At 72.3% G+C, this 14,117-nt stretch carries 13 protein-coding genes; 6 read left to right on the forward strand and 7 right to left on the reverse strand.

The window, feature by feature from the left end; genetic code table 11:
- Positions 1-3: 3 nt before the first annotated feature.
- Both ACIQGQ_RS34735 and ACIQGQ_RS34740 read left to right on the forward strand, forming a co-directional pair.
- The gene (locus tag ACIQGQ_RS34735; RefSeq protein ID WP_402403886.1) at positions 4-1,653 is read left to right on the forward strand and encodes an FAD-dependent oxidoreductase; all 1,650 of its coding nucleotides are present in this window, start codon (positions 4-6) and stop codon (positions 1,651-1,653) included.
- Between the two features lie 203 nt (positions 1,654-1,856).
- The gene (locus ACIQGQ_RS34740; protein WP_402403889.1) at positions 1,857-3,473 is read left to right on the forward strand and encodes a chitobiase/beta-hexosaminidase C-terminal domain-containing protein; all 1,617 of its coding nucleotides are present in this window, start codon (positions 1,857-1,859) and stop codon (positions 3,471-3,473) included.
- A gap of 49 nt (positions 3,474-3,522) precedes the next feature.
- Here the strand turns inward: ACIQGQ_RS34740 and ACIQGQ_RS34745 are convergent, their stop codons facing one another.
- Positions 3,523-4,050, reverse strand: a complete 528-nt coding sequence (locus tag ACIQGQ_RS34745; RefSeq protein WP_352274498.1) for a DoxX family membrane protein — start codon at positions 4,048-4,050, stop codon at positions 3,523-3,525.
- A gap of 232 nt (positions 4,051-4,282) precedes the next feature.
- Between ACIQGQ_RS34745 and ACIQGQ_RS34750 the strand changes: the two genes are divergently transcribed.
- Entirely contained in the window at positions 4,283-6,298 is a 2,016-nt protein-coding gene (locus ACIQGQ_RS34750; protein ID WP_402403892.1) for an FAD-dependent oxidoreductase, read from the forward strand.
- 86 nt (positions 6,299-6,384) lie between these two features.
- Positions 6,385-6,942, forward strand: coding sequence for a PadR family transcriptional regulator (locus ACIQGQ_RS34755; RefSeq protein ID WP_402403895.1), 558 nt, complete (start codon positions 6,385-6,387; stop codon positions 6,940-6,942).
- Positions 6,943-7,245: 303 nt separating this feature from the next.
- Here the strand turns inward: ACIQGQ_RS34755 and ACIQGQ_RS34760 are convergent, their stop codons facing one another.
- Positions 7,246-8,460 (reverse strand): RNA-guided endonuclease InsQ/TnpB family protein, encoded by a 1,215-nt coding sequence (locus tag ACIQGQ_RS34760; protein ID WP_402403898.1) that lies wholly within the window; start codon positions 8,458-8,460, stop codon positions 7,246-7,248.
- A 51-nt stretch (positions 8,461-8,511) separates the two neighbouring features.
- Here ACIQGQ_RS34760 and tnpA point away from each other — a divergent pair, with 51 nt between their 5' ends.
- Positions 8,512-8,940 (forward strand): IS200/IS605 family transposase, encoded by a 429-nt coding sequence (gene tnpA, locus ACIQGQ_RS34765; RefSeq protein ID WP_402403901.1) that lies wholly within the window; start codon positions 8,512-8,514, stop codon positions 8,938-8,940.
- A gap of 86 nt (positions 8,941-9,026) precedes the next feature.
- On the opposite strand, the gene ACIQGQ_RS34770 is transcribed toward tnpA, so the two are convergent.
- The 5 genes from ACIQGQ_RS34770 to ACIQGQ_RS34790 all read right to left on the reverse strand — a co-directional run bounded on the left by ACIQGQ_RS34770 (position 9,027) and on the right by ACIQGQ_RS34790 (position 13,075).
- Positions 9,027-9,596 carry a histidine phosphatase family protein gene (locus ACIQGQ_RS34770; RefSeq protein ID WP_402403904.1) on the reverse strand — a complete coding sequence of 190 codons (570 nt, stop codon included), beginning with the start codon at positions 9,594-9,596 and terminating at the stop codon, positions 9,027-9,029.
- A 104-nt stretch (positions 9,597-9,700) separates the two neighbouring features.
- The gene (locus ACIQGQ_RS34775; RefSeq protein WP_402403906.1) at positions 9,701-9,898 is read right to left on the reverse strand and encodes a DUF397 domain-containing protein; all 198 of its coding nucleotides are present in this window, start codon (positions 9,896-9,898) and stop codon (positions 9,701-9,703) included.
- 206 nt (positions 9,899-10,104) lie between these two features.
- Positions 10,105-11,157: an alcohol dehydrogenase catalytic domain-containing protein gene (locus ACIQGQ_RS34780; RefSeq protein WP_402403909.1), complete on the reverse strand. Its 1,053-nt coding sequence runs from the start codon at positions 11,155-11,157 to the stop codon at positions 10,105-10,107.
- Between the two features lie 164 nt (positions 11,158-11,321).
- Complete coding sequence (locus tag ACIQGQ_RS34785; protein ID WP_402403911.1) at positions 11,322-12,254, reverse strand: hypothetical protein; 933 nt, start codon at positions 12,252-12,254, stop codon at positions 11,322-11,324.
- Entirely contained in the window at positions 12,251-13,075 is an 825-nt protein-coding gene (locus tag ACIQGQ_RS34790; protein WP_402403913.1) for a phosphatase PAP2 family protein, read from the reverse strand. The genes ACIQGQ_RS34785 and ACIQGQ_RS34790 overlap by 4 nt, the downstream gene beginning before the upstream one ends.
- 162 nt (positions 13,076-13,237) lie before the next feature.
- Here ACIQGQ_RS34790 and ACIQGQ_RS34795 point away from each other — a divergent pair, with 162 nt between their 5' ends.
- Positions 13,238-13,861: a TetR/AcrR family transcriptional regulator gene (locus tag ACIQGQ_RS34795; RefSeq protein ID WP_402403916.1), complete on the forward strand. Its 624-nt coding sequence runs from the start codon at positions 13,238-13,240 to the stop codon at positions 13,859-13,861.
- Positions 13,862-14,117: the final 256 nt, after the last annotated feature.

Consider the following 14,117-nt stretch of genomic DNA (forward strand, 5'->3'; position numbering starts at 1 on the left):
GAGATGACCTACGCGATCACCCAGACCTGCTGCAACGACGCCACCTGCGTCGCCGTGTGCCCCGTCAACTGCATCCACCCGACCCCGCAGGAGCGGGCCTTCGGCAGCACGGAGATGCTGTACGTGGACCCGAGGGCCTGCATCGACTGCGGGGCCTGCGCCGACGCCTGCCCGGTCGACGCGGTCTTCCCGGTGGACTCCCTGCCCGAGGGGCAGCGGGAGTACGCCGCGATCAACGCCGCCTACTACGCGGACCGGGAGCCGGAACCCGTCGGCGAGGGGCCCAACTTCCATCACTGGGAAGCCCCTTCGTTCGAGCGGAGCCTGCCCTCGGACTTCGGGCCGATCCGGGTCGCGGTCGTCGGCACGGGGCCGGCCGGCATGTACGCGGCCGAGGACCTGCTGCTGCACACCAACGCCGAGGTGACCCTGGTCGACCGGCTGCCGGTGGCCGGCGGGCTCGTCCGGTACGGCGTGGCGCCCGACCACCCGTCCACCAAGAAGGTCGGCGAGACCTTCGCCCGGTTCCACGCCCACCCCCGGGTGCGGATGCTTCTGGGAGTCGAGATCGGCAAGGACGTCACCGCCGCGGAGCTGGCCGCCCACCACGACGCGGTGGTCTACGCGGTGGGCGCCTCCACCGGCCGCCGGCTCGGCATCCCCGGCGAGGACCTGCCGGGCAGCGTCTCGGCCACCTCGTTCGTCGCCTGGTACAACGCGCACCCGGAGGCCGCACCGGACCCGGTCGCCCTGGACACGCCCCGGGCGGTCGTGGCGGGCAACGGCAACGTCGCCCTCGACGTAGCCCGCATCCTGGTCGCGGACCCGGACGCGCTGGCCGGTACGGACATCGCGGACCACGCGCTCGCGGCGCTGCGGGCCTCGGAGGTGCGCGAGGTGGTGCTCCTCGGACGGCGCGGACCGGAGCACGCGGCGTACAGCGCCTCGGAGCTGCTGGCCCTCAAGCGGCTGCCGGGGGTGGAGCTGGTGGTGGACGACCGCGATCCCCGGACCGGTGACGCGATCGACGGCGCGGCGGCGGACGGCCGGGCGGCGCTGCTGCGCGGGGTGCGCCGGGAGACGGTCGACTGGTCGGGCGCGCCCGGCCCGGGGCGGCGGATCGTGCTGCGGTTCCACTCCGCCCCCGTGGAGGCACTGGGCGACGAAGCCGTGCGGGCGGTGCGGGTGACCGACGGGCGGGAGGAGTCGGAGATCCCCGCGGGCGTCCTGCTGCGGGCGGTCGGCTACCGCGGCGTACCGGTCGCGGGCCTCCCGTTCGACGAGGGGACCGGCACCGTCCCGCACGAGCGCGGCCGGGTGGCGGGCATGCCGGGGACGTACGTGGTCGGCTGGATCAAGCGCGGGCCCTCGGGCGGGATCGGCGCCAACCGCACCTGCGCCGCCGAGACCGTGGGCACATTGCTGGCCGACGCGGTGGCCGGCCGGCTGACGGCACCGGCGCCCGCACCGAAGGAGTTCCGGAAGCTGGCCAGGAGCCGTAACCGCCAGGTGGTCGACGCCCGGGGGCTGGCCGCCATCGACCGGGCCGAGCTGGCCCGGGGCCGCGCCGAGGGACGCCCCCGGGTCAAGTTCGGCACGGTGCGGGAGCTGGTCGCGGCGGCGCGGGGCGGCCGCCGGAGCACATCGGGCTGACCGGGCACGGGGTGGGGCGGCGGGGCCGAACGGGCTCGCCGCCCCACAGACGTTCATGATCGCTTCATCCGGGCGCCCACCGGGCCGCACCAGTGGCTGGCCCACGGCACCTAACTTCTCTGGTTCAGACCGGTTATCCACCCGTTACACAACCGGTCCGGAAATCCGGAGCGGGCTTTCGGACCGGGGAACAGGGACCCCCCGTGAGATTCATCCCCCTCGCCGTCGCCGCGACGTCCGTCGCGCTGATCGCCCCGACCGCCGCGCAGGCCGACTCCCCCGGCACGCGCACCCCGTCCGCCCCCGCCGTCACCGTCCCGGGCGGACGGTACGAGCACGCGGTCGAGGTCAGGTTCCAGGCCGAGCGCGGCACCACCGTCCGCTACACGCTCGACGGCACCACCCCGACCCGCGACAGCAGCGTCTACTCCCCCGGCCGCCCGCTGCGGATCACCAAGGACACCAACGTCACCGCGGTCGCCTTCCACGGCAACCGGAGCAGCGTCCCGGTCTCGTACGGCTATCTGATCAAGACGCGGGAGAAGCCGCTCGCCCGGCTCGTCGTCATGTCCGACGTGCACGTCGGCAGCCACAAGGACGCCGACAAGAAGTACGAGAGCTTCTTCGACACCATCGGGTCGATCTTCCCCCGGCCCGACGCGATCCTGTCCAACGGCGACATGATCAACGACAACGGCGACGGCAAGGGCCCCGACCACAGGATCGTCTCCGAGATCTTCCAGGCCAACCTGGCCCGCAAGGGCATGACCGGCACCCGGCTGCTGATCTCCAACGGCAACCACGACGCGAGCCTCGCGGCGATCCGGGCCGGCTACCCGGCCGACTGGTTCCCCGACTCGGGCGGCGGCTACTACGAGTCCGAGGTGAAGGGCCTGCACGTCCTCACCGTCAACACCGAGACGTACGACTCCGACACCGCCCAGCGCGGCTGGCTCAGGAAGCGGCTCGCCGCGATCACCTCGGACCCGGCCTACACCGGCAAGCCGGTCCTGGTCCAGGGCCACCGGCCCACCACGGGTACGACGATGGACGGCCAGCAGGCGGCCAACCCGCGGCTCGCCGAGGACCTGAGCGCCTTCCCGCAGACCGTCCTCTTCTCGGGCCACTCGCATCTGAACGTCAACGACGACCGTTCGATCCACCAGCGCGACTTCACCTCGGTCAACGACGGTTCGATGTCGTACGTCGAGGTCGACCACGGCTACCAGGCGGTCACCGAGAACGGTCTGGCCGACCGCTTCGAGACGCCCACCGCGCAGGCGCTCTTCGTCGAGGTCTACCGGGACCGCACGGAGATCGCGCGGGTGAACATGGCCGCGGACAAGCACGACATCTACACCGGCGGAAAGTGGTCGGCCAACTGGCAGCCGCCCTACGCCAGCGCGGGCACCCTCGCCGGATCCACCTGGACGGTGCGGCTGAAGGGCTCGACGAACAAGGAGATCAAGAAGAACTTCCGCTACACGGACACCACGCGCAACACCGTCGCGCCCGCGTTCACCACGAGCCGTCCGCTGTCCCGGGTGGACGGCGCCAAGGGGGGCACGGCCCTGCGGATCGCGCAGGCCCGGGACGACCAGATGGTGCACCACTACACCGTCGACATCACGGACGCCAGGACCGGCGCCCCGGTCGTCTCGTCCAAGGTCCTCTCGGACTACACCTTCATGCCCCGCCCGAACACCCTCGACATCCCGGTGCCGGGTGCCGTGCCCGGTGGCCGGTACGTGGCCCGGGTGGTCGCCGTCGACGCGTACGGGAACGCCTCCCCGGCCGCGTCGCTGGCCTTCCGGGGATGACCGGGGCGACGGCCTTCCGGAAGTAGCCGGGAGCGGGCGGGCCGGGCCGTCAGGTGGCGTCGGGATCCACCGCGGCCCGGCCCCTGGCACGCCTGCCGACCACGGCCGCGGCGGCGACCGCGCTGCCCGCGAAGGCCAGGGCGACGGTCCACGGCCGGTTGAGGACATGCCCGGTGACGTGGTCGAGGGAGCAGCGGCCCGGCCCGATGAGGCCGATCGCGGCGGCGGTGAAGCCGAGGAACGCCGGGTACTCGTAACCGCCGCCCTGCGCGAAGAACCCGGCGGGCGCGTGGACGGCCACCGCGCCCGCCATCGCCCCGGCCGCCGCCGCCCCGGCGGCCGGGGTGGCGAGGCCGAGGGCCAGCAGCGCGCCGCCGCCCGCCTCGCCGAGCCCCGCGGCGACCGCGCTGTGCTTCGGCGGGTGGAATCCCATCGCCTCCATCGCGGCGGTGGTCCCCTCGATGCCCCCGCCGCCGAACCAGCCGGCCAGCTTCTGGGTGCCGTGCGCGGCCAGCACCGCGCCGGTCCCCACCCGCAGGACGAGCAGGCCGAGGTCACGTCGGTCGAAGCAGGGCATGAGGTCTCCACGGGGTTTCGGGCCGAAGGACGCGGGCGGGCCGCGCGCCGACCGGCCGGGACGGTCGTGGTTCCACTCTCCGTGGCGCGGGGCCCCGGCGGGCCGTGCTGCTGGGCCGTCCGGGCGACGGACGGGTGTCCGGCGGTGAGACCCACGCCATTGTGCAACTTGTTGCATAGCGGCGTTCCGGTGGATTACAACTGGCGGAACCGACCGCGCGAGGAGCCGCCGCATGAGCCCGTACCCGAATCTGCTGAGCCCGCTCGACCTGGGGTTCACCACACTCCCCAACCGGGTCCTGATGGGCTCGATGCACATCGGCCTCGAAGAGGCGGAGAACGGCTTCGAGCGGATGGCCGCCTTCTACGCGGAGCGCGCCCGGGGCGGTGTCGGCCTGATGGTCACCGGCGGCATCGCCCCCAACGAGCGGGGCTGCTCCTTCCCCGGCGGGGCCATGATGACCACCGGGGCCGAGGCCGAGCGGCACGCCCTGGTGACCTCGGCGGTCCACGCGGCGGGCGGCCGGATCGCGATGCAGATCCTGCACTTCGGCCGGTACGCGCACCACCCCGGCCTGGTGGCACCCAGCGCGATCCAGGCCCCGATCAGCGCCTTCACCCCGCACGCCCTGACCGACGACGAGGTCGAGGAGACCGTCGAGGACTTCGTCAGGGCCGCCGTGCTCGCCCGCCGGGCCGGGTACGACGGGGTCGAGATCATGGGCTCCGAGGGCTATCTGATCAACGAGTTCATCGCGGCCGCCACCAACCACCGCACCGACCGCTGGGGCGGCTCGTACGAGAACCGCATCCGCTTCCCGGTCGAGATCGTGCGGCGGGTCCGGGAGCGGGTCGGCGCGGACTTCATCCTGATCTACCGGCTGTCGATGCTGGACCTGGTGCCGGGCGGCTCCTCCCTGGAGGAGGTCGTGCGCCTCGCCCGGGAGATCGAGGCGGCCGGCGCCACGATCATCAACACCGGGATCGGCTGGCACGAGGCCCGGATCCCCACCATCGCCACCTCGGTGCCGCGCGGCGCCTACACCTGGGTCACCGAGAAGGTGCGCGGCGCGGTCTCGGTGCCGGTGGTGACCAGCAACCGCATCAACACGCCGGAGGTCGCCGAGGAGGTCCTCGCCTCGGGCCGGGCGGACCTGGTGTCGATGGCGCGGCCGTTCCTGGCCGATCCCGACTTCGTCGCCAAGGCGGCCGCCGGCCGCGCCGACGCGATCAACACCTGCATCGGCTGCAACCAGGCCTGCCTGGACCACGTCTTCAGCGGCAAGGTCACCTCCTGCCTGGTCAATCCGCGCGCCTGCCACGAGACCGAGCTCGTCCTCGCACCGACCCGCACGGTGAAGCGGGTGGCTGTCGTGGGCGCCGGGCCCGCCGGCCTCGCCTGCGCGGTCTCGGCGGCCGAACGCGGGCACACGGTGACGCTGTTCGACGCGGCCGGGGAGATCGGCGGCCAGCTGAACGTGGCACGCCGGGTCCCCGGCAAGGAGGAGTTCGACGAGACGCTGCGCTACTTCACCACCCGGCTCCGCGAGGAGAAGGTGGAGCTCCGCCTCGGCGCACCGGTCACCGCCGGGGAGCTGGACGGCTTCGACGAGGTGGTCCTGGCCACCGGAGTCACCCCGCGCTCCCCCGGCATCCCCGGCCAGGACCACCCCAGCGTGGTCGGCTACCTCGACGTGCTGCGCGACGGGGCACCGGTCGGCGACCGGGTGGCGATCATCGGGGCGGGCGGGATCGGCTTCGACGTCGCCGAGTTCCTGACCGGCCCGGACGGTGCGACGAGCCGCGACGCGGAGGCGTTCTTCCGGCAGTGGGGCGTCGACACCGACTACCGCGAGCGGGGCGGACTCGGCACCCCCGAGCACCCGAGGAGCCCGCGCACCGTCCATCTGATCCAGCGCCGGACCGGCAAGGTCGGGGCGGACCTGGGGAAGACGACCGGCTGGATCCACCGCACCGAGCTGCGCCACCGCGGCGTCACGACGATCGCCGGGGCCGTCTACGACCGGATCGACGACGAGGGCCTGCACCTCACCGTCGACGGCGAGCGGCACGTCCTGCCCGTCGACACGATCGTGCTCTGCACGGGCCAGGAACCGCGCCGCGACCTGTACGAGGAGCTGCGTGCCGCGGGCCGCACCGCCCATCTCGTCGGCGGCGCCGACGTGGCGGCCGAGCTGGACGCCAAGCGGGCGATCCACCAGGGCACGGAACTCGCGGCCGCCCTGTGAGCCGCTGGGCCGGTGGTACGGAAGTGGCCCCCGCGCCACCGGCCCTCCCCGTACCACTGCCCCCGGTCCGTGCCTAGGATGCGCCCATGTCACTCCCCCACGCGATTCTCACCGCCCTCCTGGAGAAACCGTCGTCGGGGCTGGAGCTGACCCGCAGGTTCGACCGCTCGATCGGCTACTTCTGGTCCGCCACGCATCAGCAGATCTACCGGGAGCTGGGGAAGCTGGAGCAGGCCGGACAGATCCGGGAACTGCCAACGCAGCGCCCCGCCCGGGGCCGGAAGAAGGAGTACGAGGTGCTGCCGGCGGGCCGCGCTGCGCTCACCGCCTGGGTGGCGCGCCAGGAGGACCCGAAGCCGGTCCGTGACCCGCTGCTGCTGCGCATGCGGGCGGCGGCGGTCGTCGGCGCGCCCGGCCTGGACGCGGAGCTCCGCCGCCATCTCGGGCTGCACCGCCGTCAACTGGCGGAGTACCTGGAGATCGAGGAGCGGGACTTCCCGCCCGAGCGGGACTCCGAGGAGGACCGGCTGCGCCATCTCGTCCTGCGCGGCGGCATCGACCTGGAGAACTTCTGGATCGGCTGGCTGACCCGGGCACTGGACGAATCCGACGTACCAGGCCCCGGTCGACCGGACATCTCCTAGTTCCGCATCAGCCCTGTTGTGATCTGACGCGCCGTCCTGGCGCTGTGCAGGACGGCGCGTGGCGGTCGCCCAGTCCGGGTGGCAGAACGAGTACGTGTACGCGAGACCGGCAATGGCGAAGGCAGACGGCCGCAAGGAGCGGGGCAGAGTGGTCCGCCGCTGCGCCATCCGGCGAAACCGCCACGCCGACGACCGGCGCCCACGCTCCGTCGTCGACAGGGCCGGCATCGCCTGACCGCACGACAGCAACTGCGCCGTGGACGGGATGTGACTCCTCCCCCTCATGGATGAGCGGGCTTCTCGCTATGCCGGGTTGGCGTCGCGACGGACCAGCCCGGCCCGTAGAACATTGAGCGCCCCAACACGGTCAGCGTGCGCCTGGTGGCCACAGCTGACGCAGTGGAACTTCTCCTGCGTGGGCCGGTTCCCCTTCGCGGTGTGCCCGCATTCGGGGCACTGCAGGGAAGTGTTGCGGGGGTCCACGGCGATCACTTCCCGTCCGGCACTTGCAGCCTTGGCGGTGAGGATCGTCAGGAACACCCCCCAACCGGCGTCAGTGATCGAGCGGTTGAGTCCGGCCTTCGCACCGGCCCCGTTGGGCAGAAATCCGCCCGGTTGTTCGGGGTCCGGCTTCGGGGCCGGGGTCTTGATCATGTTGCGGATCTTCAGGTCTTCATGCGCGATGAAGTCATGCCGGCGTACGAGGTCGAGTGCGGTCTTGTGCGCGTGGTCCAGGCGCTGACGACGCACCTTCCGATACAGGCCCGCAACCCGCTGAACAGCCCGCTGATGATTGGCCGACCGCTTGTCACGGCGCACGCGCCCAAACCGGCTGACCTTTCGCTGTGCGGCTTCGAGCTTCGCGGCGACCTTCCGGGCATGTCGGGGATTCTCGACATGCCCGCCATGGGAAGTGGTGAGGAAGGAAGCGATGCCCATATCGATACCGACCACGCTGCCGGTCTCCGGAAGCGGCTCAGGCTGGGGCTGCTCTGTGGTCAGGATGACGTACCAGCGTTTGCCCTCACGCTTGACGGACACGGTCTTGACTTTGCCGACCACGGGCCGATGCTGGTTGACCTTGATGTGCCCAACGCTCCGGAAACGGACGCGGGTGACAGGGTCGTGCGGGGTGGAGTCCCAGCGGCAGCCGTCGCCGTCCCTGGGGAACTCCACCGTGCCGAACCAACTGACGCCCCGGAAGCGCGGGTAACCCGGCGCGTCCCCGGACTTGATGCGGTGGAAGAACGCCTGGAACGCCTTGTCCAGCCGCCGCAAGGTCGCCTGCTGCGACGAGAACGACCACCGGCCCTGACGCTCCGGGTCGAACGCCCGGATTTCCTTGAGCTGAGCTGACTGCTGCCCGTACGTGACCGAGGTCTTGGAGACGTGCCGGTAGGCGTCACGGCGTTCCTGCAACGCTCCGTTGCAGAGGCTGCAGTGGTCGGCGAGCATCGCCGTCAGTGCGGCGGCCTGGCCCGAGGTGGGCCTGATGAGGAACTTGTATGCACGGATCATCCGACCCACCCCCTTCCTGGCCAGCTCCGAAGACGATATTGCCCTTGGCGTATGTCACCGCGCTGGGAACCAGACCTTAATATCCGCACCGGTCACCATGTCTCCTACGACCTGCACGCACACTTGGTGTTCGTCACCAAGTACCGGCGCGGCGTCTTCGATGACGCCATGCTCAAGCGGTGCGAAGAGATCATGCGGGAGGTGTGCGGCAAGTTCGAGGTGGAGCTGCGGGAGTTCAACGGCAAAGCCGACCACGTCCACCTGCTCGTGCACTACCCGCCGAAGGTCGCCCTGTCCAAGCTGATCAACAGCCTCAAGGGCGTCAGCTCCCGATACCTGCGGGCCGAGTACACCGGCCGCATCAACCGCATCGGCATGGGCTCCGTCTTCTGGTCCCGCTCCTACTTCGCCGGGTCGTGCGGCGGCGCACCGCTCACCGCGATCCGTCAGTACGTCGAGGAGCAGAAGCGTCCGCTGTGACCTGCGGGTCAGAGCAGTCCAGAGATGCATTCCCTCCCCGCCTGAAGGCGGGGATACCCTGCAAGATCATGGATGGAAAGCCGCAATTACAGCGCGTTCCACCCCAGCACGACTGGCAGCCGGTGCTCGAACCCCAACGTGTTGATCGTCCCCGGACGCGGGTGCCCGAACTGCCGCGCGGCCGACGCGTCGAGCCCGAGCCAGCGCGCGGTGAGTACGCGTGACAGATGGCCGTGCGCAACGACGGCCACGTCGCCCTTGTACAGCAGCGGTCGGACCCGCCCGAGGAACGCGTCGGCCCGCACCGTCACGTGCGCGAGGTCCTCGCCGGCGTCGACGCCGTCACGCCACAGCTCCCAGCCGGGCTTGAGTTCCTGGATCTGCTCGGCGGTCAGCCCTTCGTAGCGACCGTAGTCCCACTCGACCAGGTCCGTGTCGGGCTCCGCGCCGCTCAGACCCGCCAGTTCGGCGGTTCTCACAGCGCGGGCCAGCGGGCTGCTGTAGACGGCGACGAACTCCCGTCCCGCCAGCCGAGGCGCGAGCGCACGCGCCGCGTCCTCCCCCGCCTCGGTCAGCGGCAGGTCGGACCGGCCGGCATGCTGGCCGGTCCGGCTCCATGCGGTCTCACCATGCCTGATCAACACCAATTCGCCCATGACCGAGGACCATATCCCGCATCGAACACAGGGCGAACGTGGCCTGATACGGCACTGGGTTCCGACTCCCCTGGCACATGGTTCCGGCCGGACCGGATATGTACTCAGGCGCGAGGGGAGTCGAGTGCCCCGAGGAACGCGCGCCAGGCGGGGCCGGAGACCGCGAGCGGCCGGCGGGCGGGGTCCTTGGTGTCGCGGACGAGCACCCCGCGGCTCCCCCCGTTCTCGCGGGCCTCCACGCACGCGTCCTCGAAGTCGCCGCTGTAGCTGCTCCTGTGCCATCCGGTGGGCGGGAGCGCCATGGTGTGCCTCCTGACGACGGGAACCGAACAGGGCACCACGGGCCCCGCATTCGGGAGCCTACGAAACAGCACACCGCGTGCACAGGTGAGTTGTCAGCCGAACACGACAAAGAGACGGGACACCGTGCGGCGACCCACCGCATGGGGCGTGTTCGGCCGCAGCGGCTGACACCCGGCGCCGGCCGGTCTTCCGCGCTCCGGTGCCGTCACCCGACGCGGAGCAGGATCTTGGTCCCGGCGCCCGCGCGCAGCCTGTGGATGGCCTCGACGGCGTCGTCGAGCTCCATCTCCTCGACCCAGCCGGTGGTGTCGTACTCGCCCGCGGACATCCGGCCGATGACACCGTCGAACTCGTCGGGGTGGTATCCGAGCGAGCCCAGGAGCTCGTACTCGCCCATCATGATCTCGTTCGGCTGGATCTCGAAGGGCTTCTCGTGGCCCGACTGGAGGATCACCCGGCCCCCGGGGGCGAGGTTGGCCAGGCCCGTCCGCAGAGCCGCGCCGACGCCGGCGGCGTCGTAGAACACGTCGACGCCGTCACCGCCCGTCAGTTCCGCGACCGCCGCGTCGAGGTCCTCGGTGACCGGATCGATGACCCGCGCCCCGAGCGCCGCCATCTTGCTCCGGCGCTCCCCGCCCGGCTCGGACACCAGGATGTTCTCGACCCCCCGGGCGCGGAACGCGTACCACGCCCCGATGCCGACGGGGCCGGCGCCCGCGATGAGCACGACGTCCCCGGGGCCGGAGCGGCTGCGGCCGGCACCGTGCCACGCGACGGACATCGGCTCGACCAGAGCGCCCCTCTGCAGGTCGACGTCGTCGGGAAGGCGGTGGAACTGCTTCGCGTCGATCGCCACGAACTCCGCCATGCCGCCGCCGTTGGCGTTCGCCCCCAGCGCCGCCATGAGACGGCAGCTGGTGGGCCGCCCGTGCCGGCACGCCGTGCACGTCCCACAGCTGTAGGCGGTGGGGAAGATCGAGCCGCGATCGCCCACCTCGATGCCGGTGACGCCTTCCCCGACCTCGACGACCGTCCCGGAGAACTCGTGCCCCAGGGGCTGCGGCAGCCGCGCGCCGGTCACGGGGTGCGGCCGGAAGAGATCGACGGGCGAGGCCTCCGGGTGGAAGTAGGTGTGCACGTCACCCCCGCAGATACCGACGTACGCGTTGCGGATCTTCACCTGACCGGGACCGGTCTCCGGCTCCGGGACGTCCTCGATCCGCAGATCTTCCCTGCCGTAGAACATTGCTGCCTTCACGGTTGCTCCTCATCCCCCGCCATGGCTCACTGAACGGGGCACCCGCCGTCCGCGCGGTGCCCGTCATGGATCCTTCGCTCCCGGCGAATCACCCACAACCGCCACGTGAACGGGATCGGACCGGCATACACCGCAATACGCGCGGAGCGCGTCCGTGACCCGGATCAGGCCCCGCCCGCCGGCGCCTGTTCCAGCTCCGGCAGCAGCCGGCCGTCCAGCGGCCCCGGGGCTCCCGCCACCACCCGCGACGGCGGTTCGGCGTCACGGGGCGCGTTCCGTGCCTGGGCCCGGCTGAGCAGTACGACACCGCGCACCGCGGCCGCCGTACCGAGCAGGGCGAGGACCAGGCTGACGGCCCCGCCCTGGAGGCGTTCGCCGAGCAGGGCCAGGCCGATGGCGGCGGCCGCCACCGGGTTGGCGAGCGTGACGACCGCCAGCGGCGCGCCCAGCCCGCCCCGGTAGGCGGTCTGGGAGAGCAGCAGCCCGCCCATCGCGAACGCGGAGACCAGCAGCGCGACGACGAGGAGTTCCCAGCTGAAGAGCGGGCCGGTGCGGTCGGTGACCGAGACGGTCAGGGTCTGGGTGAGGGCGGAGGCCACCCCGGAGGTGATGCCCGAGGCCGCGGCGTGCCTGAGTCCGGGGCGGGCGCCCGGGCGGCTCAGCCCGGCGACGACGGCCATGGTGCCGGCGCCGACGGCCAGCGCCTCGGGCAGGCTGAGGACTTCGTGCGGGGCGCTGCCGCCCGCCGTCAGCAGCAGGGCGCCGAGCCCGAGCAGGGTGAGGACGGTGCCGCGCCATTCGATCCGGCTGACCCGCCGCCCGGCGGCCCGCGCGCCGAGCGGTACGGCGGCGACGAGGGTGAGCGCGCCGAGGGGCTGCACGAGCGTGAGCGGGCCGTACTTGAGCGCCGCGACGTGCAGCAGCGCCCCGCCCGCGTTCAGTGCGACCGCCGACCACCAGGCGCCCCGGCCGAGCAGCCGCAGCACCCCGGTGCCCGGTTCGGTGCGTCCGGCGAGCCGGGCCTGCGCCACCGCGGCCGAGGCGTAGGCGCCGGCGGAGACCAGGGACAGCGCGACGGCGATCAGGGTGGCGTTCATCGCGGGGCTCCGGACGAGGCGTATCCGGTGGCGGGCCGCGCCCCGGTGCGGCCGACCGCCGTGGACGGCCAGGGAAGAGGGGCCGGCACCGGTTCCGCGCGCGGCAGCCGCAGCGCCGCGAGGGCCAGGGCGAGCAGCGCGGAGACCACGATCGAGTCGAGCCAGTAGTGGTTGGCGGTGCCCACTATCACCAGCAGGGTGAGGATCGGGTGCAGCAGCCACAGCCAGCGCCACCGGGTCCGGGTCGCCACGATCAGCCCGACGGCGACCATGACCGACCAGCCGAAGTGCAGCGAGGGCATCGCGGCGAACTGGTTCGCCATCGAGTCGGTCGCCGGGGTGTCCCCGTACACCGTCGGTCCGTAGACCTGGCCGGTGTCGACGAGCCCGGTGGCGGCCAGCATGCGCGGCGGGGCGAGCGGGAAGAGCAGGTGGAGGGCGAGCGCGGCGCCGGTGAGGGCGGCGAGGACGCGGCGCGACCAGACGTAGTGGCGCGGGCGGCGCCAGTACAGCCAGGCCAGGAAGAGCAGCGTGGCCGGGAAGTGCACGGTCGCGTAGTACGTGTTGGCGAGGTGGATCAGCGTCTCGTCGCGCAGCAGCAGGTTCTGCACCAGCCCCTCGCCGGGCAGGTGCACGGCGCGTTCGAGGTCCCAGACGTTTCCGGCGTTGCGGAACGCCTCGTCCACATGTCCGTTGGCGGCCTGCCGGCCGAGCTTGTAGACGACGAAGAGTCCCACGACCAGAAGCAGCTCGCGGACGAGGGGCGGTCGGGCAGAACTGTCCGGCTCCCGATCTGCTGGTTCGCTACCGGCGTCGATCACCCGGTGCCCCTTTGCTGACGAAGCGTTGTTGCGGCGGCATGGTCTGGACCACGCCATATCGATACGCCAGTGTACCGATACGTTGGCGTATCGGTACACGCGCGTATCGGTACACTGACGTATCGAAGAACCTCGCCGCAGCTTCGCCGAGAGGGAAGAGCCATGCCGCCGCAGGACGTCGCACCCGAACCGGTCCACACACCGCGCCGATCGAAGATCACCCCGGAGCGGGCGCAGGAGTTCTACGCGGCGGTGCTCGACATACTGCGGGAGTCCGGTTACGAGGCCCTCACCATGGAGGGGGTCGCCGCCCGGACACGCTGCGGCAAGTCCACGCTCTACCGGCAGTGGGGCTCCAAGCCCGAGCTGGTGGTGGCCGCCCTGCACGGCACCCAGCAGTCGCTGCTGCCGCACATCGACACCGGCACGCTCCCGGGCGATCTGCACGAGGCCGCGCTGGCGATCGGCACGGGCTCCCGCCGCGACACCCCGCTGATGCACGCGCTCAGCCATGCCGCGCTGCACAGCCCCGAGCTGCTGTGCGCGCTGCGCGACGCGCTGATCGCGCCCGCCGTGGCGACGATCGACGCCATGGTCCGGCGGGGCGCCGAGCGGGGCGAGATCCCGGCGGACACCCCGGCGGCGGAGTTCGTCGCCGCGCAGCTCATGGGCGTGATGCGGGCCCGGCCGCTGGTGGAGGGCAAGGAGGCGGACGCGGCGTACCTCACCCGCTTCGTGGACACCGTGGTCCTGCCCTCGCTCGGGCTCGGTACGTCCGAGCCGTAGGGCAACGCATCACGAGGGCCGCTCCGGCGGCCCCTACAGACGTGGGCCGTCGTTCCGAGCGGATGACGACGACCCGCTCGCGCCGCACCGTGGGGACGGGGGCGGCGCACCACCGGGGGGGGGGGGGGGGGGGGGGGGGGGGGGGGGGCCCCCGCCGCGGGGGGCGCCCCCCCCCCCCGGGGCCGGGGGGGGGGGGGGGGGGCGGGGGGGGGCGGGGGCGCGCGGGGGCGGCGGCCCCCCCGCCCCCCCCCCGCCC

It is taken from the genome of Streptomyces sp. NPDC092952 (assembly GCF_044754785.1).
Lineage (GTDB): Bacteria > Actinomycetota > Actinomycetes > Streptomycetales > Streptomycetaceae > Streptomyces.